Consider the following 22,476-nt stretch of genomic DNA (forward strand, 5'->3'; position numbering starts at 1 on the left):
CTCACAAAAATAAGGTAAAAGGCATAAGGTCATGTTTTGTTAAGCTGACTTACTGCCTTTTATTTTCAGCATTCATGAAAATTTCATTCTGCGATTCTCCTCAATACATGTATAATGCGCGCTCATTTTTTGCACGACATTAAGTTTGTGTGATGGGTTACATTATTTGTCCTCAAATGCAGTTGTTTTTGAGTGCGGTTATATAAATATAGGTTCTAATTTTGTCTAACGATATCAGTAAGTTAAGAAATATAGCGATTATCGCTCACGTCGACCATGGAAAAACAACTTTGGTTGATAAACTATTACAGCAGTCCGGCACTTTGGAAAGTCGCGGTGTCGCAGAAGAGCGTGTAATGGACTCAAATGATATCGAAAAAGAACGTGGCATCACAATTTTAGCTAAAAACACTGCAATTAATTGGAATGGTTATCGAATTAATATTGTTGACACGCCAGGACACGCCGATTTTGGTGGTGAAGTGGAACGTGTGATGTCAATGGCTGATTCGGTATTACTGTTGGTGGATGCACAAGAAGGCCCAATGCCGCAAACTAGGTTTGTCACGCAAAAGGCGTTTGCACAAGGTTTAAAACCCATTGTTGTAATTAACAAAATTGATAAGCCGGGGGCTCGACCAGATTGGGTGATGGACCAGGTTTTCGATTTGTTTGATAACCTAGGCGCGACCGATGACCAACTCGACTTTGAAGTGGTATATGCGTCGGCTCTAAATGGATGGGCATCGAATGAGTCAGGTGTCGAAATGCCTGATATGACCCCTTTGTTTGAGACTATTGTGAAACAAGTAGAAGCTCCGAATGCTGATGCAAACGGTGCCTTTCAAATGCAAATATCGCAACTAGACTATAACTCTTACGTTGGTGTTATCGGCGTTGGCCGCATTACTCGCGGTACTGTAAAATTGAATCAACAGGTTACTATCGTCAATGCTATTGGTGAAAGTCGCAATGGTAAGGTGGGTAAAGTCCTTGGTTATTTAGGTCTAGAAAGACATGATGTAGATTCTGCCGCCGCTGGAGACATCATTGCAATTACAGGCTTAGGTGAGTTAAAAATTTCCGATACTATTTGTGATGTTAACCAAGTAGAAGCCCTTACTCCGCTCTCAGTAGATGAGCCAACGGTAACAATGACTTTTCAAGTGAATACCTCACCATTTGCTGGGAAAGAAGGTAAATACGTGACGTCTCGAAATATTTTGGAGCGTTTACAAACTGAGCTTGTTCACAATGTGGCCCTTCGCGTTGAAGAAACTGCTGATCCAGATAAGTTTAGAGTATCGGGTCGAGGTGAGCTACATTTGGGTATATTAATTGAGAATATGCGCCGTGAAGGTTACGAACTTGCTGTATCGAGACCAGAAGTTATTTTAAAAGAAGAAGATGGTCAGCTGATGGAGCCCTACGAGTCATTAACTGTTGATGTGGAAGATCAACATCAAGGCTCAATTATGGAGCAGTTGGGTATTCGCAAAGCTGAAATGACCAATATGTCACCCGACGGAAAAGGGCGCGTTCGTGTTGACTTTATGATCCCTAGTCGCGGATTAATTGGCTTTCAAACAGACTTCATGACAATGACTTCTGGTTCAGGCTTGTTATATCATACATTCGACCACTATGGCCCGCATAAAGGTGGGAATATCGGCCAACGCAAAAATGGTGTATTAATTGCCAACGCAACAGGTAAAGCGTTAACTAATGCCCTGTTTAATTTGCAAGAACGTGGGCGCTTATTTATTGGTCATGGTGTTGAAGTGTATGAAGGAATGGTCATTGGTATACATAGCAGAGACAATGATTTAACTGTTAACGCCTTAAAAGGTAAGCAGCTAACTAACGTTAGAGCCTCAGGTACGGACGAAGCGCAAACACTTGTGCCACCGATTATTTATACCTTAGAACAAGCGCTAGAATTTATTGATGACGACGAGTTGGTTGAAGTGACCCCTGAAAGTATTAGAATTCGTAAGAAGTTACTTACCGAGACCGATCGCAAGCGCGCGGGTCGAAGCAAAAATAAGGATTAATAGTCGCTCCACTTACGGACTAACATAAACTTTTTAAAAGGCATCGTTGTTGATGCCTTTTTTATAACTTCGTTTTATATTAGTCTTTATCTAGTTGCACCATAGGGTGCTTAGATTACTCTAACTCAATTTAAATGGACTATAAATATGTCTGAAAGAAAATGGGAAAGTCCCCGTTTTGATAACTCAATTTTTGATAAAACGCCTGATCGAAGCGGAAGTTTTTCTTTCAAATGGGAAAGATATAAAAACCAAAACATATTGCCAGTTTGGGTTGCCGATACTGAGTTTAAGTGTGCCACAGCAATTCTCGAGGCGCTTAAATCAAGAGTAGAGCATGGCATTTTAGGCTACACATTACCTGCGCAATATAGCCCAGCTAATGAAGCGGTTAAGCATTGGTGTCAGCAAGAGTATGCCTGGTCTATAGAGACAGACTGGATTGTTTGGACGCCTGGTGTTGTGCCAGCTTTTAACATGGCTTGCCAAGCATTTTGTAAAAAGGGTGATGCTGTTATGGTGCAATCGCCAAATTATCCTCCTTTATTAGCGGCGCCTAGCATCAACGGTTTAACACGTGTCGATATCCCTACTATAGAGAAAAACCAGCGTTGGAGTATTGATTTAGACGAGCTGCAAAAACAAGCCGCTAGACCAGAGTGCAAGTTGTTTATCATGTGCAATCCGATGAATCCTGTAGGCTCTGTGCTAAATGATGCTGAGTTAGCTCGTATTGCCAGTATTTGTAAAGAAAATAATGTCGTATTGTGTAGCGATGAAATCCATTGTGATTTAATTTTGAATGAACAATGTAAACATGTACCTGCTGGTAAACTAGATCTTATTAGTGAGCAGTCTGTGACGCTTATGGCGGCAAGTAAAACATTTAATATTGCCGGTTTGGGGACTTCATTTGCGATTATTCCAGATCCTAAAGTACGCGCAAGGTTTGTGAAAAGTAGTGCTGGCATTGTGCCTTGGGTTAACATTTTAGGTTTGGTTGCTACCGAAGCGGCATTTACTCAATGTAAAGATTGGCACACCCAAGAATTAGCTTATTTGCGAAATAATAGAGATTATTTGGTAGCTGAAATTAATGCAATTGATGGTTTAAGGGCGCTCACTCCCGAAGCTACCTACTTACTTTGGGTAGACGGTAGCGGCCTTAGCATCGACAACCCGCAACAATGGTGTGAACAAAAAGGCGTGGGTCCCTCGCCAGGTAAGGATTTTTTAGCACCTGGATTTTTCCGAATAAATTTCGGATGCTCCATGGCATTTTTACAGCAAGTCGTTAAACGTTTATCGCAATAGTGAGCTTATATGTGCGGATTTGTAAGTTACGAACAGGCCACAATTAAAGAGCACCCGCAATGGGAAGCCGCTATGACTTCTGTTGCTCAACTACCTCTGGAGTTTCTGCTAAGCCATTGGCGCAGCTATTCGGCTTATCCCGCATTTGGCGGGGATACAAACAAACGAATTCCATTGATGATAAGGGAAAATGGCGAATTAAAACGCGTAGAGGCAGTTTGGTGGTTTGATGCGAATTGTCAAGAATATCAACAAAGTGAGAAGGGGGATTCGACGTCTAATATTACCGTATTAGGGCGTCGTACAAGCTTCAATGCCCGAAATTTAGATAGTCCATTTTGGAAAGGTGCATTAAACAAGCATCGTGGTGTTGTATTCGCCAACCATTTAGGTGAGTCAAAGCTAGTAGGTAAGACCAAACATCAATATTTAATGCGTAGCCAAGAACCATTCTTGTTAGGTGCGGTTTATAGAAAATTGCCAAACGGAGACTATTGTTGCGCGATTATTACGCGTGATGCTCATCCTAAAATGACGCCTTATCATGAAAAAGCTTTTCCGTTGTTTTTACCAGTTGATAATGATTTTATTGGTTTGTGGTTGTCTACGCAAAATGCACAACATGCGCAAATTCAATACCTACTCAACGCGCCCAAACTTTATCCTAGTTTGCATGTGCAAAGAGTAAAAACGTATAAAGATAAACAGTTGGTAGGGAATATAAACGATATCCTGTTATCAGATGAAGCTTAAGCAAGCTTCGGCTTTTAAGATTTAGATTGCTTATCTTCTTGAAGATTCAACTTTGACATATGCAGTTGACCTATCAAACTCACATGCTGCCAAACAATTTTTTTAGATATATCCTTATGTAAAAACTCATTTTTAATATACATTAAATTGCGTTCAATGCTTTCTTCAAAATTAAATTCTGTAAGGTTCTCTTCCTTTAATAAAGCCATACCCCAAGCAGGAAAACGTTTTTCTAATATTTGAGAAGAGATAAGTTCAGTTAATATTTTATGACGTTTATCCTGTCTAATTTTTGACATAAGTAGCTCAAGTTTGTCTTCAGGACCTTCAATATATTGAATAAATCTGCCATTTTGATAACACAAAAAACCTGTTATTCCGACTTCTGCATTTTTGTTAGCAGATGTTTTTGCCAATTCAACTAGGTCACTTTCAGAAAACTCGTTTCTTGATAAGCTTAAATAGATAAGGCTCTTCATATTAGTTAATACTATCCCCAACCTTATTGTTAATATGTCCTATTGCCCAGAATATGCTGTTTTGAATGAGCATTCAAGCGCCATGTTATCTTGGGATATTGGTCATCTCTTTAATATAAATTAATATTTTGCATGAATTTAGAATCTTAAATTAAGATGTAGATGGTAAAGAGGCTCATTTTAAAAATAGATATTTTAGATAGCTATATGTTTTTTTGCACGCTTATTGCATAGAGCTTGTGTATAAACCTAAACTACTGTTATTCTTTAGGAATGACCTAAGCATTGTGGGTAATTGTGTTAAAAAAGACTAGATGTAAAAACCTACTATTTTTGTTTGTGTTGATCACTTGCCAGTTGTGCATATCAACCCATGCGACAATGACTCCGTCAAATAATTCTGGGGTAAAAGTACAAATAGCGATTATTTTAGATGATGTCGGTGCTAAAGCATCTGACGCAAAAGCTTTTTCTCTTTCCAAAATGGTCACCTTCTCTATCTTACCCCATACCGACTTTAGCACTGACTTTTCTTATTGGGCTGCTCAACAAAATAGAGAAGTAATGCTCCATATGCCGATGGAATCATTACATAAGGTGAACCTTGGTGAGGGACCTATATTGGCAAAAATGTATCCCTCAGAAGTCGAAATGGCTTTGTTAAATGCTCTGCAAACTGTGCCACATGCGGTGGGTGTAAATAACCACATGGGAAGCAAATTGACTCAAATGACGCTACAAATGACCGCCATGATGGAAATACTAGAGAAAAACAATATGTTTTTCATCGATAGTAGAACCACGCGTTTTACCAAAGCTAAACTAATTGCGCAGAAGACAGGTGTTAAAACTGCGAGAAGACATATTTTCTTAGACCACAAACAAGACCCATCATTTTTAAATCAACAGTTTGATGCACTTATTGCGAAAGCACGTAAAACCGGCAAGGCCATTGGTATTGGCCATCCTTACCCAATAACGCTTGAGTTTTTGGCAACAAAACTTGAAAACCTTCCAAAAGATGTCGAATTGATTACAATCAGCAACTATTTACAGGAAACTGAAAAATTCCGTATCAACCCTCGATTAGTGAGTCAGCAAAATTCATTAAATGATAAGAGTCTGCAGCAAGTGATGTTGCCGAATTAGAGTTTTCCTCTTTTTTTATATAACTAAGTATAAAAATAATATGTAATAATGTATCATTTTAGTGTTCAAAACGTTATACTTCGCCCAAAATATAGACAACATTGTAGTAGAACAAATCAATAGGCTTACGCATATAAATGGCACAGGTAAAGACATCTGATATTGAGGTTAATCTCTCGAAAACTTTGAATGACAAAGAACGTTCTTCAAAGCCTGATCTAAATCAGATTAATAATTCAAAACTAGACCGTATGGGAATGTGGATTACTAGTGTTTGCGCTTTACACTGCATGCTATTGCCAATACTCATTCCCTTGGTCCCATTAATCGCTTCTACCTTTGTTGCTTCAGCGTGGTTTGAAAGAACTATATTGACCTTTTCTATTTTAGTTGGTTTTGTTGCGCTTTTTATTGGGTTCCACCAATACCACCGTCAGCTCTACCCGCTATACTCACTTACATTAGGTGGCTTAATATATTGGAATAAAGATATATTTGGGCATTCTTATGAACCATTTACTATTGCGCTAGGTGCGTTATTTATTATCGCGGCGCACATCGCTAATTTAAGGCTTTGTAAAAAGTGTAAAACTTGTGAGAAGTGCTAGATTTGGTCTTTTCGTGCTGATTTTTCTGACAATCCTTCTTTCATAAGAGCTGGATCATTACTAAAGACAGCATCTACTCCCATATCAAGTAATCGTGCAAGCACATCTTTATTATTGACTGTGTAACACCACACCTCCAAATTGAATTGATGTGCATTTTGCACAAATTCAGGTGTTACCAAATGTACATCTATAGCTGCTATGTCGGCACCCAAATTTACTGCATAAGCTGCATTATCGATTGGACTATGGCCAATTAACGCGCCCGTTGTGACCTTATTTTGGATGCGAGTATTACGTAGACCTTCACTTAATGAGCGTAATAAAGGGTGGTTAAAGGACGAGAAGATAACTTCCCCATCATGTGTGTAAATATAATCAACAACAAGAGATAACAGGGCGTCTATATCGTCTATGGCTTTGAGCTCTAAATTTAGTGGTACTTTGCCTTTTACAAGAGCAAAAATATCTTGCAATAAAGGAATGCGATGATCGCCTGTTAACACTATATTTTGCACTTGATCTAAGGACAGTTGATTCAAGAGAGTGGCATCGCCATTTAAACGTTCAAGTGTAAAATCATGAAATATGACAAATTCATTTTCGACTTGATGAAGGTCAAACTCTATTCCATCCACACCTTCTTCAATCGCTTTTTCAAAGGCTTCTAGAGTATTTTCGTGGTAATCGGCGCTCAAACCCCTGTGTGCAAAAATTTTCATATTAGTTTCCTGTAGCAGCCAGTCTCTTTTCTTCTTTATGTGTATGAACCGTCTCATAGATAGCGGCAGAAATAACCAATAAGCCACCTAAAAGTGTTTGCCAACGGGGAGACTCGTTCAGCACAATGATAGCAAAAATAACACCGTAAAAAGGTTGCATACAGGCAACAAGTGAAAATGTTTTTGCCCGCAAATGCTTGAGTGCTGTGGCTATCATCGCATGCGGAAATGCAGTGAATACCGTGCCAAGTAACAATAATAAACCAAAGGTTTCCATACTCATTGTGGCAACATCGTCTGACAAAAATAAAACAAGTACTGGGCAAATGGTCATTGTTTGATACGCCATTGCTTTTGAACCACTATAATGAGAAAAATATTTGCGATGCATTAAGTTTCGTATAGCGTATAAAAATGCCGAAAACACACCTATTAGTACGCCTAAAGTCACTTCGTCAGACAATGAAGTGCTTGGCACTATTAGCCAAATGCCGACCAATACAACCAGCGTGCTGGTAATGTCTTGCCAGCGTATACGAATTTTCTCAAATAGGGGTTCTAATAACACAGTTATCACAGGAAAGGTAAATAGAGCAATAATACCTACCGATACACTAGCGTATTGCATAGATGCAAAATAAGTAACCCAATGGACCGCCATGATAATACCTAGTCCGACGCCAATAAAATAATCTTTAGTGCTGTTTAATTTGAGTGATTCTCCGCTCAGTTTGACTATGATAAATAACAATATAAAGGCAGGTAATGAACGTCCAAAGGTGATGTCGACAGCCGTCAAAGGGATGAGTTTTGAAAAAAGTGCAGTACCTCCCAATAACATGACGGTTAGATGCATGTTTATAAGGCTGCGTTTAACAGGGTTCACGTTGACCTCGATAAGTTAGGCACTTAAGGTTTGCTCGTAAAAATGTAAAATAATAAAACAAACCGACTTATTTCTGAATACTGGCCAAGGCTTCACCTAAGCGAGTTGTATCACCCGCGGCTAAGTCTTCGAACTCGATTTTGTTGGGTTCAAAGCATAAAACAACAGTAGAGCCTAATTTGAATCGCCCCATCTCTTCACCTTTAGATAAGGAAATATCATCTTCTTGGTGTTGCCAATGCTGTACATATTTACCTGCAGGTGGGGTGATATTCCCTGCCCACACTGTTTCTATGCTCGCTACAATTGTTGCTCCCACAAGCACCATGGCAAGCTTACCGACAGGTGTATCAAAAATAGTAACGACTCTTTCATTTCTTGCAAATAAACCGGGCACATTAGCGGCAGTCAATGGATTGACCGAAAAAAGTTCGCCCGGAACATGTAAAGTATCAGTAAGTTGACCGTCAATAGGCATGTGAATTCGATGATAATCGCTTGGTGCCAAATAAATGGTGGCGAATTTACCCCCTTTAAAGCATTCTGCTAATTCTGGTTTGCCGCCTAACAGGGTTGTTAAACTGTAGTCATGACCTTTAGCTTGAAACACTTTGTCGCCCACAATGTCCCCAAATTGGCTGACAGCACCATCAACAGGGTGACAAAGTAAGTTTTTATCTTCTACGATTGGCCTTACGCCATCTTTAAGTGGACGAGTGAAGAATTGATTGAAGCTTGTATATGCACTCGGCTCTTCAAACTGAGCCTCTTGCATATTTATATCAAAGGCTTTGATAAATGCTTTAATTAAAAATTGTGTAAGGGCTCCCGCTTCGGCAGCGGCAAGTTTACCTAATAAACGAGAAATTAGGTGTTTAGGTAAGATATATTGAGTATTAACTTTTATCCAATCGATCACGGAATTCTCCAGTCATATTTTCCATGCATAAAGCAACGCTATTGTATAACAAGCAGACAGATAAAGTAGAGTAATTGAGTAAAGTTTGATTATTCTTTGATATAAGAAGGGCGGTTTTGGTCTAGTGAGTCTACTATTTTGATATAGCTTTCGTAACGTCTACTGTCGATATCGCCATTCTTCACCGCTTGGGTGATCAAACAGCCGGGATCATGTTTGTGTTTACAATCACTGAACTTGCAAGCTCCCAAATATTCTCGAAACTCAACAAAGCCCTCTGTTATGTCCTGAACGGGCAGGTGCCATAAGCCGAATTCTCTGACGCCAGGAGAGTCTATTAGTTCACCACCTAAATCAAAAGGGATCAATTTTGCGGCTGTGGTAGTATGTTGTCCAAGACCCGAATTATTCGACACTTCTCCTACAACTTCATCTGAATCAGGAAGCAGTTGGTTGATAATGCTAGATTTTCCGACACCACTTTGACCCACCAAAACATTCACTTTATCTTTCAAAATATTGCTTAGCTCTGGTAATCCTTTACGGGTTTTGCAACTTACTAAAATTAGGTGGTATCCAATCTGTTTGTATATCTCGAGATCAGTAATCACTTGCGATAACTCATCGTCAGTAAGCAATTCGACTTTGTTAATAACCAGGGTTGGTTTTATTTCTGCATGTTCGCATGCAACAATATATCGGTCGATAATATGGGTAGATAAAGTCGGCACGATAGAACTTACTACGATAATTTGATCTATGTTGGCTGCAATAGGTTTAATGCCATCATAATAATCAGGTCGAGACAAAGTGCTTTGTCTATCCATAACGGCTTCTATAATACCGCGGTCTCGGTCTTCTTTGCTCAATGAGGGGCGAAATATGACTTTATCGCCACACACAACCGACTTTATTGTTCGTCGAATGTAACACTTGTGTATATTACGCTCAGTTAGCGTTTCCACAATTGCTTGCTTACCAAAACGACTAATAACACGACCATCGATAGCTTCGCCAAGAAGATCATTGTCGTTTGATTTATTATGTGCCGAATCACGAATGCGTTTATCGCGATTTTGCGCAATTTGGCGTTGCTGATTTTTGGAGAGTTTGGGTTTTTTAGCCACGTATTCCTATGCAATTATTGGCTCAAGTTTTGTATCATGATACCTTGTTGCATTAATGAAGCCTAGAGCAATATGTATTGCTTATAATTTACAGGGGAATTAAATGTCGTTTCATGAGCAAAATTTGGTTTGGATTGATATGGAAATGACGGGTTTGGACCCAGAAACATGTGTGGTGCTCGAAATTGCTAGTATTGTCACCGACAAAGATCTCAATATAATTGCTCAAGGCCCTGTTATTGCCGTTCATCAAAGTGATGAAATTTTAAATAGCATGGATGAATGGTGCGTTAAAACTCATGGCGAATCAGGACTAACGCAAAGATGCAAAGATAGCCAACACAGTGTTGATGATGCGACAGAGCTCACTCTTGCATTTTTATCGAAATATGTACCCAGTGGAATATCACCCTTGTGTGGCAATACAATTGGGCAAGATCGCCGGTTTTTGGTGAAATATATGCCTAAATTAGAATCATTTTTTCACTATCGCAACATCGACGTGAGTACCATTAAGGAACTAACCGTTCGATGGCAAGCAGACATTGCGAAAGGCTTTAAGAAAAAAGGCGTCCACTTAGCATTGGACGATATTATTGAATCGATAGAAGAAATGCGTTATTACAGGGAGCATGTGTTTAAAATTTAGTTGCAGGCGGAGGTATTTTGGCCCTTTTATTTACTATTTTTTTGATTTTTGATGCTGTTTTTTTTCATGTTATTGCATAAAAAGCTTGCGCCTTTTTGAATATTTTTTATAATGCGCGTCCATTTTGTTGCGGGAATAGCTCAGTTGGTAGAGCACGACCTTGCCAAGGTCGGGGTCGCGAGTTCGAATCTCGTTTCCCGCTCCAATCTCTTCAGCTTCATGCTGAGAAGCCAAATGGTCAGTAAATCTAGAGTCTCTAATGCTGTTGAACATAAGCCAATAGAATCAATTGGATGTAAATACATACTTCTTCTGTTCAAAATATATAAACCGAGGAGAAATTTTGCGTTCATTTCATAAAAAACCTTGTCGCTCAATAATCTTAACATGGCTAATTTTTTGGTCACTTAGCGTGCAAGTTATCGCAGAAGAAGTGGATAAGAGCAGTAACAATTTGTTCTCTGGCGAATTCAGTGTATCAGTAGGAGAAGGTAAGTCCCGATGGTATTTTAGAGACCGCGGCGAGTTGTCATCACAAGCATACCGTTTTGCCTACATCATGCCTACAAAATATGCATGGACCTTTCATCAAACCCATGAGCTCAAATTAGAATTAGAAATGGGTGTTCATCATTGGCGCGATTCTTGGCTAGAGAAGTCGAAAAGTGGTGTGTTTTTTACACCTATGTGGCGATATTACATCCCTGCTTTGTCTCAATCTTTGTATTTTGGATTGGGAATAGGTTTGGCATACACTGACGATGATGTACTAATGGACAGAGAATTAGGCTCTCGCTTTTTATTCGAAGACAAGTTTGAGCTAGGAATGGTGATTGCGCAAAAACACCGAGTGTCTTTAAGCGTCAATCACTATTCAAACGCAAACATTGCTGATATCAATCATGGCGTTAACTACTATTTTGTTAACTACGCATTTAATTTTTAAACAAAATATTATGCCACCTGCAAAGCTTAGAATGAACCAATCAGACTAAGCATTGCGTTTATAGGTGCCGCAACCGTTATTTGATGAGTTGAATGCGAATTGGGAAAATAGAGTTCGTCAGTCAAGTTTTCTATATTTACTTGTACTCTCAGATCATCAGACAGGTCATAATATGCAGACGCATCTACCCTTGTGTAGCTTGGCAGTGTGGCACTGTTGCTATTATTCGCAAAACTCTCATCTTGGTATGTTGCGCCTAGGCCCAAACCAAATTTATCGTTAACTTGATAGGCGCCCCAAACAGAAAAAGTATTTTCTGGTAATTCGCGAGGAGTTAGACCGGTTGAGCCTGAACGATTAACTATTTCACCATCAAGATTTGAGTAATTAACTGAAATCGAAAGTTTATCATTTACATTACCCACTAGCTGTAATTCAAATCCTGAAATTTCAGATTCAATAACATCTAAGGTAGCAGGATCGGCATCGGCGACTTGCGGTGAACTTTGTTCATTTTCAAAAATAGCTGCAGTAAAACTTAGATTGCGAGCAAAATCCCACTTTATTCCCGCTTCGCGGGTGGAATATGTGTCAGGGTCTAATTGATTATTGCTACCATTGATATTGGCATACTGCTCACCACTTCGAGGCAAAAATGACTCACTGTAGCTTACATATAACGAAATGTTTTCTTGTGGTTTATAAATGATACCTGCTCTAGGAGATACCTCTTCGTCTGTCCTTGAGCGGGTTTCCAAAGCACCGGGAGCTGCATTAAACACATTGATATCAAAACTATCGAAACGAGCACCAATAACAATATCCAATGTGTCAGAAATTTCAATTTCATCTTGTATAAAAATAGAATAAACATCTAAGTTAACACGCGTATCGTCATTTAAGTCAGTAAAGTCAGTCACTACCGCGATGCCTTCGGAGTTAAAGCCTCTAAAGCCTGCAAAATTCAGTGGTCTTGTCGCAAAAAATGATTCTCGGTCATCTAATGTGGTGTTAAAGATCGGGTTGAGCCTGTTTTGATCTGAGCTAGTGTTAATTACTTCACCGCCAAAAATAACGGTATGGCCAATATTTGCTGTTTCAAACTCGCTTACCAGAGTACTTGATATAATTAGGTTGTTGCGAGAGGTGTTATCAATATAGCCATCTAACTCAACAATATTAGTATCTTGATCATAGTTTGCAGCATAAAAGTTAGCATATACTTTGTCATAATCGCCATAAAAAACACTAAAATTCCCTTTTAGCGTGTCGCTAAAACGATGCTCTGCATTAACTCTAAAAACATGCGCTTCGAGTTCATGATAATTATTGTCTGGATCAGCAAATACTACATCCTGTAAAAATTCTACAGGCTCACCATTGTTGCCGGTGGGTATACCACGGTCAATAAAACGTTGATGGTTTATGTATTCATAAGAGATATCAAAAATAGTGTCTTCGCTCAATTCAAAACGTGCTGTAGGATTAATACCTACGCGTGAGCCATCATAAAAATCTCGGTGGTTTTCTAGGCGTTCATACATGGCGTTCATTCTAAATGCTGAGGTATCACTCATTTCAAAATTAGAATCAATTTCACCATTAACACCACCGAAAGTATTAAACCCTGCTTTATATGAAGTGAATTGATCACCGATAGATGCTTTCTTGCTGACACGATTTAAAATGCCACCAGTACCTCCACGACCGAATAACAGAGCATTAGGGCCGCGTAATATTTCTACTTGTTCAATATTATATAAGGCACGGTAATATTGAACGTCGTCACGGTTACCGTCCAAGAAAAAGTCGGCGGTCGAACGAACTCCTCTAAACACTACTGAATCTCTGTGGCCTTCACCTTGAGAGGTATTAACACCTGGGGTGTAATCGATGATTTCGCTAATAGCGGTAATACCGCGATCGGTGATATCTTGCGCCGTGATAATAGACAAACTTTGCGGTACATCAATAATTGGCGTAGGTGATTTTATTGAATTTGACTGATTGCTTGATAAATAAGATCCGGTAACAGCAATAGTTTCAATGGCTTCATTGCTTTCTTCTGCAGTTGCATTGTTACTAAGCAGCAATGCAGCTGCAATGGCGGTTAATGTGAATTTCAATGTAATTTTTCCAAGATGTAAGAACTATTCAATGCGCATGATAATGAGAATCGTTCCTATTTGCAATATATTATTTAGAATAATGCTTTGTTGAGAATTAGTGCATCCCTGATATACTTATACACATCTGACCAGTTGGGTGGCGGTGCGTAAACGCCAAGCTCAGCCTAACGTACTTTAAGAGGCGCAATAAATGGCTAAAAATAACCCTTTACGAACATTTGCAGAAAAAGCACTCAGTTATCCAGAGTGGTTAGGTTTACGCCTGATTACTTTTATGTTTCGATTCAAAGTTAAGTTAGTAGGCACTTTAAAAATTAGCATTATTGAAACAGATCTCAAATCGGTGACATTTTTTGTAAAAAATAGAAAGAAAGTACGTAATCATATTGGGCAAGTGCACGCCGCCACAATGGCGCTATTAGCGGAGTCTGCTACAGGCTTTGTGGTTGGCTTGAACTTACCCGGCGACAAACTCCCTTTAATAAAACGTATGGATTTGAAATATGTGCGTCGCTCAGTGGGCGATATGACAGCTGTTGCCCATGTCACAGATGAACAAATAAACTTGATGCAAAGCGAAGAAAAAGGCGACATTTTGGTGGCTGTTGTCGTAACAGACGAAAGCGGCGAAGAACCTATAATTTGTGAAATGAATTGGGCATGGGTGAGTAAACATAAAAAGGCCTAAAACATGCGCAAAATAGGTCTTTTATGTGACACTTTTTTGAAGATTACGCATTTACAGGCAAATTCTTACTAAAAGCTAAAACATTTTGTTGACACTGACGATAGACAAGAGTAAGTATTGCAAAAAAGCGGCAATACCTTTTAATTTTCTTGTTATGAGCGAGGCTATAATGGTGTTAACAAAAGATAGTTTACTAAGAAAAGTGTTCAGCGATCCCAAAAATTATCCCTACGGATTTTCGCGTTCAGGGGATTTTTCTATAGCAGAAAGTAAAGCCTTAGTTGAGTATGGTTGCTTAATTGCAGCCCTTGTAGATGGCCAACTTCATCCACAAGGTGAAGAAGACGAATCCATCATTGCGGCAGCGCATGGTGCTATTGAACCTCAAGATACAAAACAACGTGCATGGTTAAAGTATCAAAAGCGGATCAATCGGCCTAAAACTGGTAGTATACATGGTACAAAAAAAGTACGTAACGAAAACATTGAAGATCACGATGAACCAAGTGATATAGATGATATTATTGTGGACACAGAAGACTAAAAGGTAAATTAGCCTAAAATCCACACTTAACTTACATCATATTATGATGATTATCCTAATATATTACTATATAGGGATAAACCTCTCACTTTTTGCTGATTATCTGTTTTTTCTTTCTATCTGCTGAGGTATATTCCTCGGCAGATATTTGTGTTTAATAATTTCGACTAAAAAAGGAGTCATTCAGGTGAGAATGATGTCAGGCGCTGCTATGGTAGTAGAAGCCTTAAAAGATATTGGTGTTACCCATGTATTTGGATACCCGGGTGGGGCCGTTTTGGATATTTACGATGCGCTTTTTGCCCAAGATGAAGTCAAACATGTACTTGTTAGACATGAACAAGCGGCAGCTCATATGGCAGATGGTTATGCAAGGTCTACTGGTAAAACGGGCACGGTGCTAGTAACTTCTGGTCCAGGCGCTACGAATACCCTAACTGGCATTGCAACGGCTTATATGGATTCGATTCCTATGGTGGTGTTATCAGGTCAAGTACCTTCGATGCATATAGGTGAAGATGCTTTCCAAGAAACAGATATGGTAGGGTGCTCACGACCCGTTGTTAAACACAGCTTTTTAGTTAAAAAATCAACTGATATCCCAATGGCTATTGCGAAAGCATATTACATTGCTAATACTGGGCGCCCTGGTCCCGTTGTGGTTGACCTACCAAAAGACCTAGTTAATGTTCAAGATCAACATCCTTATGAGTTTCCGACTGACGTGACTATGCGCTCATACAGCCCAACACTCAAAGGGCATAATAAGCAAATTAGCAAAGCAGTAGCTAGTATGAAAAAAGCTAAGCGCCCTGTACTTTATGTTGGTGGTGGTGCAATTACTGCTGAAGCTAATGGCTTAGTAACAACATTGGCTGAAAAATTAAATGCGCCTGTTACCTGTACGTTAATGGGCTTGGGCGCTTTTTCTGGTGTACATGAACAGTTTGTTGGTATGCTTGGCATGCATGGTTTACTTGAAGCAAACAAGACGATGCATAATGCCGATTGTATTGTGGCATTAGGCGCTCGCTTTGATGACCGAGTCACTAACAATGTTGATAAATTTTGTCCCTATGCCGACATTATCCATGTTGATATAGACCCTGCTTCTATTTCAAAAACAGTTAATGCACATATCCCAGTGGTAGGCTCTGTAGAAAAAGTATGTGAACAACTACTTGCTCGCATGGAAGATGTAACGGCTAAAGAGCAGCAAGAAAAACTGAAAGACTGGTGGGCACAAATTAATCAATGGCGCTCACGTAAATGTTTGAACTATGAACAAGGCGGTCAAGTAATTAAACCGCAAAAGGTCATTGAAGCGGTATATAAGCATACCAACGGCGATGCTTATGTGTCTTCAGATGTTGGTCAACACCAGATGTTTGCTGCCTTATATTATCCTTTTGACAAACCAAGACGTTGGATCAATTCTGGCGGTTTGGGTACGATGGGCTTTGGTTTGCCAGCGGCAATGGGTGTGCAGTTTGCGCACCCCGATGCGTGTTCTGTGGTCATTACTGGAGATGGCAGTATTCAGATGAACATTCAAGAATTGTCTACCTGTTTACAATACAACTTACCGGTAAAAATTATTTCACTCAATAACCGTGCTTTAGGCATGGTGCGTCAATGGCAAGACATGAATTATAAAGGTCGTCATTCACATTCTTATATGGATTCAATGCCCGATTTTGTTAAGTTAGCTGAAGCATACGGCCATGTCGGAATAAAAGTGGATAGCCTTGATGAGTTAGACGATGCCATGGCGCGTTGTTTTGCAGAAAAAGACAGACTTGTATTTATGGATATTTTGGTAGATCAAAACGAACATGTTTACCCAATGCAAATAAAGTATGGCGCAATGGACGATATGCGCTTGAGCAAAACGGAGCGAACATAATGAGAAGAATATTATCGGTATTGATGGAAAATGCGCCTGGCTCACTTTCACGCATAGTCGGTGTTTTCTCACAACGTGGTTTTAACGTTGATTCTCTTTGTGTAGCACCTACGTCTGACGCGAGTTTGTCTCGTTTAACTATTATTACTGAGGCAGACGCTAAAGTAACAGAGCAAATTATTAAGCAAGTTAATAAGTTAATTGACGTGTTGCGGGTTACCGAATTGGCCGAGGCGCCGCATGTTGAACGTGAGCTTATGTTGATAAAAGTAGCCACGCGTTCTGAAAGTGCCAGAGCTGAGGTGAAACGTAACGTTGATATCTTCAGAGCACGAATTTTAGATGTGACGAGTCATCACTACACAATGGAAATAACCGGTACCAGCGACAAACTCACGGCGTTTGCAGATGTTATGCAGCAATGTGCGGATATCACTGAATCAGCAAGAACCGGCGTTTGCGGATTGGCTCGCGGAGATAGGGCACTTAGACCTTAAGCGATATAAGTGATCAAACCATATTTGTGTTAAAAATTGTGGTTTGATCACGCTTAAATGATAAGTTTTCAGTTTTTATTCAAAATATGTTCGGTTTTTCGTGTAAGTTTCTGAATTTGTGCTAAACTTCACTCGTTTTTGGTAAGAAACTGTTTTAATTGTTGTTCTTAACATGTATATAACCTCTTGTACCACCTGTAGTTCCAGTGTTCGACGTCGTTATTCCCAAGTTATTAATTCTTCAAAACTCTCTTGGCAAAAATTCAAGTGCGCAAATTTGTTGCGCGTATTAGTTATAAATATTTTGAGGTTTACATGTCTAAAGTTACAGGCACAGTTAAGTGGTTCAACCCTGAAAAGGGATACGGTTTTTTAACACAAGATAATGGTGGCAAGGACGTTTTTGTTCATTTCCGCGCTATCGTTGCTGAAGGTTATAAAACACTTCCAGAAGGTCAACGCGTATCTTTTGAAGTGGAAGAAGGCCAAAAGGGACTACAAGCTGCAAACGTAGAAACTATCTAGTTTTTACAGAGAAGCTTATAATTTCTCAAAGAAATGGCACGTTTAACGTGCCATTTTTGTATCTGTCACTTTTGTGAGGAGCTCTGCATGAAACGCATATTAATAATACTCATTACGCTCACACTACTTCTAATTCCAGCTGCGGCAACAAGCCTTAACCACACTGAACAAGCCACGCAATCTTCAATAAAAGTGCTGTTCATTGGCAACAGCTTTACTTTTGGTTGGGGCTCGGCAGTTCGTTTTTATCGGGCAACTACAGTTACCGATTTAAACAAACAAGGGATCGGCGGTGTTCCTGCCCTATTCAAGTCTTTTACACAACAAGTCAATCTTGATTATGATGTGTTTGTGGAAACCCGTGGAGGCAGTGCCTTAGATTTTCATTTGGCTGAAAAACGAGATGTCATTGGAACACAAGCATGGGACCAAGTCGCTATGCATGGCTTTAGTACGCTTGACAGCAAAAAGCCAGGTGATCCTACCTTACTAATTGAAACTTCCGCTAATATGGCTTCCTTTTTAATAGGACTTAACCCAAAAGCAGAAGTATATTTAACGTCTACGTGGTCTCGCGCTGATCTTATTTATCAAGAGGGGAATTTATGGTCGGGTACATCCGTTGAAAAAATGGCAATTGATATAAGGGCTGGACATAATAAAGCTGCCTCTGCTTCTTCAGCTATCAAAGGGGTAAACCCAGTTGGTGAAGCGTGGACTCGGGCAATGAAGCTCGGTATTGCAGATTCAAACCCATACGACGGCATCGATTTTGGAAAAATTAGTCTTTGGACATGGGATCATTACCATGCAAGTACACACGGCTATTATTTACATGCATTGGTAGTATTTGGCAATTTGACAGGAAAAGACCCACGTTTGTTGGGTGAAAACGAATGTTCAGCATTCGAACTGGGCATCTCTAGTCGAGAGGCAAAACTGCTACAACAAGCCGCATTTGAGCAATTAGCTTCGGAAAACCTGATTTTAGTTGCATCAAAACAAGCATTATCTTCTAAAAAAGCCCGTCGAGCCTGTACTTAATTGAATAAAAAAAGCCAGAAGTGAAATACTTCTGGCTTCTTGATTCTTAATGCAATGGGCTCGAGAACCACACCGTATTTATATTACGATTATACTCTTTCGAATATTGTCGCTATACCTTGTCCTAAACCAATACACATTGTGGCTAAGCCAACCGACTTATCGTTATCTTCCATTACGTTTAACAATGTGGTCGAAATACGCGAACCTGAACATCCAAGAGGATGCCCTAGCGCAATTGCACCACCTTTCAGATTCACTTTTTCGTCGTAAACATCTAGCCAACCTAAACGTTTGATACACGACAAAGCCTGTGCAGCAAAGGCTTCGTTAAACTCAGCCAATTCAATGTCGTCCATGCTCATACCGGCACGCTTTAGGGCTTTTTTAGTGGCAGGAACAGGGCCAAAGCCCATTATTGCCGCGTCACATCCGGCAACGGCCATTGCTTTGATTTTAGCTCGAGGTGTTAAACCTAGTTCCTTTGCTCGGTCTGCCGACATAATGAGCATTGCTGAAGCACCATCTGATATAGCCGAAGAAGTACCAGCAGTCACACTACCATTGACTGGGTCGAAAACAGGCCGTAAACCACTTAAGGTTTCTACTGTGGTTTCTGGGCGAATCACTTCGTCGTGTTCAACGAGCGTCAATTTGCCTGAAGCATCATGCCCTTCAATTGCAACAATCTCATTATCCCAACCACCATTTAAGTGGGCTTCATGGGCTTTTTGGTGGGAACGAGCGCCAAAGGCATCTTGCATTTCTCGGCTAATTCCATTTTGACGACCTAATAGCTCTGCGGTCATGCCCATACTGCCTGAAGCTTTAGCCGTATGCTTTGCAATACCAGGATGAAAATCAATATTATAGTTCATAGGTACATGACCCATATGCTCTACACCACCAATCATGTATGTATCGCCACGCCCTGACATGATACCCGATACCGCATCATGCAGTGCCTGCATAGATGAACCACACAGCCTATTAACGGTGACTGCACCTGTGCTGCGGGGTATTGCTGTTAACAATTGAGCATTACGGGCAACATTAAAACCTTGTTCTTTGGTTTGTTGCACGCAACCCCAGATGATGTCTTCAATTTCACTTGGATCGAGATTTGGGTTGCGTTCAAGCAATTTACTCATCAAATGTGCAGATAAAGTTTCGGCGCGAACATTTCTAAAAACACCGCCTTTAGAGCGCCCCATTGGTGTGCGTATACAGTCGATTACTACTACGTCTTTCATTTTACATTCTCCTTCTCTTCACTTTGCTTTTTTAAAAACAAAGGAATGGCCGCTATTAAGCGAAGTATGATTTACCGGAAGACGCCATTTCACGAACGCCATCACTAATTTGATAAACAGGACCTAAGCTTGCGTATTTGTCGGCAAGTGCAACAAAATTAGCTAAGCCCATTGTTTCGATATAACGGAAAATTCCGCCTCTAAAAGGAGGAAACCCTAGTCCGTAAAGTAAAGCCATATCAGCTTCAGCTGCGCTACCGACAATGCCTTCCTCTACGCAACGGATTGCTTCATTTGCCATGGGTATCATGACGCGAGCGATAATTTCTTCAGTATCAAAATCGCGTTTTTCAGCAACGTGTCCTTGGAATAATGCATAAGCTTCATCAGCGGCTACTTTGGTAGGCTTACCACGCTTGTCTTTACCATAGTTATAGAAACCTTTACCGTTTTTCTGACCTAAACGTTTATTGGTGTATAAAAGGGTTACTGGGTCGTTTTCAATTTTTTGCATACGCTCAGGAATACCATCAGACATAACCCCTGAAGCATGATCGGCCGTATCCATACCCACTACATCTAGCAGATAAGCAGGGCCCATTGGCCACCCGAATACTTTTTCCATGACTTTATCAACAGCAGTAAAATCAGCACCGTCGATCAATAGCTGACTAAAACCAGCAAAGTAAGGGAACAGAACGCGGTTCACTAAAAAACCAGGGCAATCATTCACTACTATTGGGGTTTTACCCATCTTTAATGTGGATGCAACAACCGCTGCAATTGTCGCATCGTCTGTTTTTTCGCCGCGAATTATTTCGACTAATGGCATTTTGTGCACAGGGTTAAAAAAGTGCATGCCACAAAAACGTTCTGGCTTATCGAGCGCTTTTGCCAATTGATTTATTGAAATAGTAGAAGTATTCGAACAAATAATTGCGTCGTCAGCGACTGTGTCTTCTGTCTCTTTAAGCACCGCTGCTTTTATTTTAGGATTTTCTACGACCGCCTCAATAACTAAATCACATGCTGCAATGGCATTCATGTCTAATGTTGCCGATATATTATTCAAAGTTGCTGCCATTTTGGCGCCATCGAATTTGCCGCGTTGCATACCTTTACCCAGTATTTTAGCCGCTTCGCCCAAACCTAATTCTAGCGCAGGTTGAGCGATATCTTTCATTACTGTAGGAATGCCTTTAACTGCGCCTTGATAAGCAATACCACCCCCCATGATTCCAGCGCCCAATACAGCATGAGTTTTAATGGATTTAGTTGCCGCCTTGGCCATTTTCTTGCCTTTACCTTTAACCAATTGGTCGGCCAAAAATATACCCACTTGTGCTTGGCAAGCGTCTGTTTTAGCTAAGCTTACAAAACCTTGGTTTTCTAGCTCAAGCGCGCCATCCCGTCCGAGGGCTGCCGCTTTTTGCACAGTGGCGACCATTTTATGAGGCGCAGGATAGTGTCTGCCTGCTTGTGCCGCAACCATTGCTGCCGCGGTAGAAAAACTCATCATTGCTTCGTTTTCATTTAGCATTAATGGAGCTTGTTTCTGTTGTCGTCGACTCTGCCAATCGAGTTTTCCAGCTATGGCGTCGAGTAACATAGTGCGCGCTGCTTGGTGCAGGCTTTCAGCATTCACTACGGCATCAATAGCACCTTCGTTTAATGCTTTTTGACCATTACGATCGCGGCCAGTGGTCATCCATTCTAAGGCGTTATCTGAACCGATTACTCGAGGTAAACGCACCGTTCCACCAAATCCTGGCATGAGACCAAGTTTGACTTCGGGTAACCCAATACGGGCAGTAGTATCTGCCACTCTTAAGTCGCAAGCTAAGGTCATTTCGCAACCGCCACCTAGCGCAAAGCCGTTGATGGCGCAAACGCTGGGCATAGGGAGATCTTCAAAGCGGTCGAATACTTTTGAGGTTTTACCAACCCATTCAAGTACTTCTTCCTCGGGCATCTCAAATAAAGCAGTAAATTCAGTGATATCGGCACCGACAATAAAAGTAGATTTGGCTGAACGAACCAAAACACCTTTTATGCCATCTGACGATGCTATTGCAGCAGTTGCTTCGTCAAGTTCTTTTACGGTTTGTTGGTCAAATTTATTGACCGAACCTTGCGCATCAAAAACGAGCTCGGCAATGCCGGCTTCGGTCATCGAAACCGATAGACTGTTGCCTTCGTAAACCATTGTAATCTCCTATGCAAAAATTTTGTTATCAAGTATGCTAATTAGGTCAAAAGCGCCTATTTAGTTAAATGTGGCGAA

Annotated in this window: 21 protein-coding genes and 1 tRNA gene; 14 read left to right on the top strand and 8 right to left on the bottom strand. The window is 40.3% G+C overall.

Going from position 1 to position 22,476, the window contains the following annotated elements:
* The first annotated feature begins 218 nt into the window (after window positions 1-218).
* The 3 genes from typA to RM552_RS00185 all read left to right on the top strand — a co-directional run bounded on the left by typA (window position 219) and on the right by RM552_RS00185 (window position 4,121).
* Window positions 219-2,054: a translational GTPase TypA gene (gene typA / locus RM552_RS00175; protein ID WP_311368238.1), complete on the top strand. Its 1,836-nt coding sequence runs from the start codon at window positions 219-221 to the stop codon at window positions 2,052-2,054.
* A 147-nt stretch (window positions 2,055-2,201) separates the two neighbouring features.
* Window positions 2,202-3,368, top strand: a complete 1,167-nt coding sequence (locus RM552_RS00180) for a MalY/PatB family protein (protein ID WP_311366780.1) — start codon at window positions 2,202-2,204, stop codon at window positions 3,366-3,368.
* Between the two features lie 9 nt (window positions 3,369-3,377).
* Window positions 3,378-4,121: an SOS response-associated peptidase family protein gene (locus RM552_RS00185; protein WP_311366781.1), complete on the top strand. Its 744-nt coding sequence runs from the start codon at window positions 3,378-3,380 to the stop codon at window positions 4,119-4,121.
* Between the two features lie 14 nt (window positions 4,122-4,135).
* On the opposite strand, the gene RM552_RS00190 is transcribed toward RM552_RS00185, so the two are convergent.
* Window positions 4,136-4,600, bottom strand: a complete 465-nt coding sequence (locus RM552_RS00190) for a BLUF domain-containing protein (protein WP_311366782.1) — start codon at window positions 4,598-4,600, stop codon at window positions 4,136-4,138.
* 381 nt (window positions 4,601-4,981) lie between these two features.
* On the opposite strand from RM552_RS00190, the gene RM552_RS00195 reads away from it, so the two are divergent.
* Together RM552_RS00195 and RM552_RS00200 are read left to right on the top strand one after the other, a co-directional pair.
* Complete coding sequence (locus RM552_RS00195) at window positions 4,982-5,749, top strand: divergent polysaccharide deacetylase family protein (protein WP_311366783.1); 768 nt, start codon at window positions 4,982-4,984, stop codon at window positions 5,747-5,749.
* Between the two features lie 251 nt (window positions 5,750-6,000).
* On the top strand, window positions 6,001-6,357 hold the full coding sequence (locus RM552_RS00200) for a MerC domain-containing protein (RefSeq protein ID WP_311368239.1): 357 nt from the start codon (window positions 6,001-6,003) through the stop codon (window positions 6,355-6,357).
* Here the strand turns inward: RM552_RS00200 and RM552_RS00205 are convergent.
* From RM552_RS00205 to rsgA, 4 genes are all read right to left on the bottom strand, one after another.
* Window positions 6,354-7,079 (bottom strand): glycerophosphodiester phosphodiesterase, encoded by a 726-nt coding sequence (locus RM552_RS00205; RefSeq protein ID WP_311366784.1) that lies wholly within the window; start codon window positions 7,077-7,079, stop codon window positions 6,354-6,356. The genes RM552_RS00200 and RM552_RS00205 overlap by 4 nt on opposite strands.
* 1 nt (window position 7,080) lies before the next feature.
* Window positions 7,081-7,965: a DMT family transporter gene (locus RM552_RS00210; RefSeq protein ID WP_311366785.1), complete on the bottom strand. Its 885-nt coding sequence runs from the start codon at window positions 7,963-7,965 to the stop codon at window positions 7,081-7,083.
* A 67-nt stretch (window positions 7,966-8,032) separates the two neighbouring features.
* On the bottom strand, window positions 8,033-8,884 hold the full coding sequence (gene asd, locus RM552_RS00215; RefSeq protein ID WP_311366786.1) for an archaetidylserine decarboxylase: 852 nt from the start codon (window positions 8,882-8,884) through the stop codon (window positions 8,033-8,035).
* Window positions 8,885-8,973: 89 nt separating this feature from the next.
* Window positions 8,974-10,011 (bottom strand): small ribosomal subunit biogenesis GTPase RsgA, encoded by a 1,038-nt coding sequence (rsgA, locus tag RM552_RS00220; protein WP_311366787.1) that lies wholly within the window; start codon window positions 10,009-10,011, stop codon window positions 8,974-8,976.
* A gap of 103 nt (window positions 10,012-10,114) precedes the next feature.
* Between rsgA and orn the strand changes: the two genes are divergently transcribed.
* From orn to RM552_RS00235, 3 genes are all read left to right on the top strand, one after another.
* On the top strand, window positions 10,115-10,660 hold the full coding sequence (gene orn / locus RM552_RS00225) for an oligoribonuclease (RefSeq protein ID WP_311366788.1): 546 nt from the start codon (window positions 10,115-10,117) through the stop codon (window positions 10,658-10,660).
* A 129-nt stretch (window positions 10,661-10,789) separates the two neighbouring features.
* Window positions 10,790-10,865: transfer RNA gene (locus tag RM552_RS00230), tRNA-Gly, on the top strand.
* A 207-nt stretch (window positions 10,866-11,072) separates the two neighbouring features.
* Window positions 11,073-11,606, top strand: a complete 534-nt coding sequence (locus tag RM552_RS00235; RefSeq protein ID WP_311366789.1) for an acyloxyacyl hydrolase — start codon at window positions 11,073-11,075, stop codon at window positions 11,604-11,606.
* 26 nt (window positions 11,607-11,632) lie between these two features.
* Here RM552_RS00235 and RM552_RS00240 read toward each other — a convergent pair whose 3' ends face one another.
* Window positions 11,633-13,732 (bottom strand): TonB-dependent receptor, encoded by a 2,100-nt coding sequence (locus RM552_RS00240; RefSeq protein ID WP_311366790.1) that lies wholly within the window; start codon window positions 13,730-13,732, stop codon window positions 11,633-11,635.
* Between the two features lie 193 nt (window positions 13,733-13,925).
* On the opposite strand from RM552_RS00240, the gene RM552_RS00245 reads away from it, so the two are divergent.
* The 6 genes from RM552_RS00245 (at window position 13,926) to RM552_RS00270 (ending at window position 18,939) form a co-directional block, all read left to right on the top strand.
* Window positions 13,926-14,423, top strand: a complete 498-nt coding sequence (locus RM552_RS00245) for a DUF4442 domain-containing protein (RefSeq protein ID WP_311366791.1) — start codon at window positions 13,926-13,928, stop codon at window positions 14,421-14,423.
* Between the two features lie 166 nt (window positions 14,424-14,589).
* Window positions 14,590-14,967: a MaoP family protein gene (locus RM552_RS00250; protein ID WP_311368240.1), complete on the top strand. Its 378-nt coding sequence runs from the start codon at window positions 14,590-14,592 to the stop codon at window positions 14,965-14,967.
* A gap of 187 nt (window positions 14,968-15,154) precedes the next feature.
* On the top strand, window positions 15,155-16,873 hold the full coding sequence (locus RM552_RS00255) for an acetolactate synthase 3 large subunit (RefSeq protein ID WP_311366792.1): 1,719 nt from the start codon (window positions 15,155-15,157) through the stop codon (window positions 16,871-16,873).
* Window positions 16,873-17,370, top strand: coding sequence for an acetolactate synthase small subunit (gene ilvN, locus RM552_RS00260; protein WP_311366793.1), 498 nt, complete (start codon window positions 16,873-16,875; stop codon window positions 17,368-17,370). Before RM552_RS00255 ends, ilvN begins: the two co-directional genes overlap by 1 nt.
* 315 nt (window positions 17,371-17,685) lie before the next feature.
* Window positions 17,686-17,895, top strand: a complete 210-nt coding sequence (cspE, locus tag RM552_RS00265; protein WP_136250564.1) for a transcription antiterminator/RNA stability regulator CspE — start codon at window positions 17,686-17,688, stop codon at window positions 17,893-17,895.
* An 87-nt stretch (window positions 17,896-17,982) separates the two neighbouring features.
* On the top strand, window positions 17,983-18,939 hold the full coding sequence (locus tag RM552_RS00270) for a PEP-CTERM sorting domain-containing protein (protein ID WP_311366794.1): 957 nt from the start codon (window positions 17,983-17,985) through the stop codon (window positions 18,937-18,939).
* A gap of 89 nt (window positions 18,940-19,028) precedes the next feature.
* Here the strand turns inward: RM552_RS00270 and fadA are convergent, their stop codons facing one another.
* Window positions 19,029-20,192: an acetyl-CoA C-acyltransferase FadA gene (gene fadA / locus RM552_RS00275; protein WP_311366795.1), complete on the bottom strand. Its 1,164-nt coding sequence runs from the start codon at window positions 20,190-20,192 to the stop codon at window positions 19,029-19,031.
* A gap of 55 nt (window positions 20,193-20,247) precedes the next feature.
* On the bottom strand, window positions 20,248-22,398 hold the full coding sequence (gene fadB, locus RM552_RS00280; protein WP_311366796.1) for a fatty acid oxidation complex subunit alpha FadB: 2,151 nt from the start codon (window positions 22,396-22,398) through the stop codon (window positions 20,248-20,250).
* Between the last annotated feature and the right edge of the window lie 78 nt (window positions 22,399-22,476).

The sequence above is a fragment of the Glaciecola petra genome (genome assembly GCF_031846345.1).
Taxonomy (GTDB): Bacteria; Pseudomonadota; Gammaproteobacteria; order Enterobacterales; family Alteromonadaceae; genus Glaciecola; species Glaciecola petra.

What these genes read in the sequence shown, in the direction of transcription:
- RM552_RS00185 (WP_311366781.1), top strand. Translation starts at nt 3,378, where the DNA reads ATGTGCGGATTTGTAAGTTACGAACAGGCCACAATTAAAGAGCACCCG.
- fadA (WP_311366795.1), bottom strand. Translation starts at nt 20,192, where the DNA reads ATGAAAGACGTAGTAGTAATCGACTGTATACGCACACCAATGGGGCGC.
- RM552_RS00190 (WP_311366782.1), bottom strand. Translation starts at nt 4,600, where the DNA reads ATGAAGAGCCTTATCTATTTAAGCTTATCAAGAAACGAGTTTTCTGAA.
- RM552_RS00205 (WP_311366784.1), bottom strand. Translation starts at nt 7,079, where the DNA reads ATGAAAATTTTTGCACACAGGGGTTTGAGCGCCGATTACCACGAAAAT.
- RM552_RS00245 (WP_311366791.1), top strand. Translation starts at nt 13,926, where the DNA reads ATGGCTAAAAATAACCCTTTACGAACATTTGCAGAAAAAGCACTCAGT.
- orn (WP_311366788.1), top strand. Translation starts at nt 10,115, where the DNA reads ATGTCGTTTCATGAGCAAAATTTGGTTTGGATTGATATGGAAATGACG.
- fadB (WP_311366796.1), bottom strand. Translation starts at nt 22,398, where the DNA reads ATGGTTTACGAAGGCAACAGTCTATCGGTTTCGATGACCGAAGCCGGC.
- RM552_RS00195 (WP_311366783.1), top strand. Translation starts at nt 4,982, where the DNA reads ATGACTCCGTCAAATAATTCTGGGGTAAAAGTACAAATAGCGATTATT.
- cspE (WP_136250564.1), top strand. Translation starts at nt 17,686, where the DNA reads ATGTCTAAAGTTACAGGCACAGTTAAGTGGTTCAACCCTGAAAAGGGA.
- RM552_RS00180 (WP_311366780.1), top strand. Translation starts at nt 2,202, where the DNA reads ATGTCTGAAAGAAAATGGGAAAGTCCCCGTTTTGATAACTCAATTTTT.
- ilvN (WP_311366793.1), top strand. Translation starts at nt 16,873, where the DNA reads ATGAGAAGAATATTATCGGTATTGATGGAAAATGCGCCTGGCTCACTT.
- RM552_RS00200 (WP_311368239.1), top strand. Translation starts at nt 6,001, where the DNA reads ATGGGAATGTGGATTACTAGTGTTTGCGCTTTACACTGCATGCTATTG.
- RM552_RS00270 (WP_311366794.1), top strand. Translation starts at nt 17,983, where the DNA reads ATGAAACGCATATTAATAATACTCATTACGCTCACACTACTTCTAATT.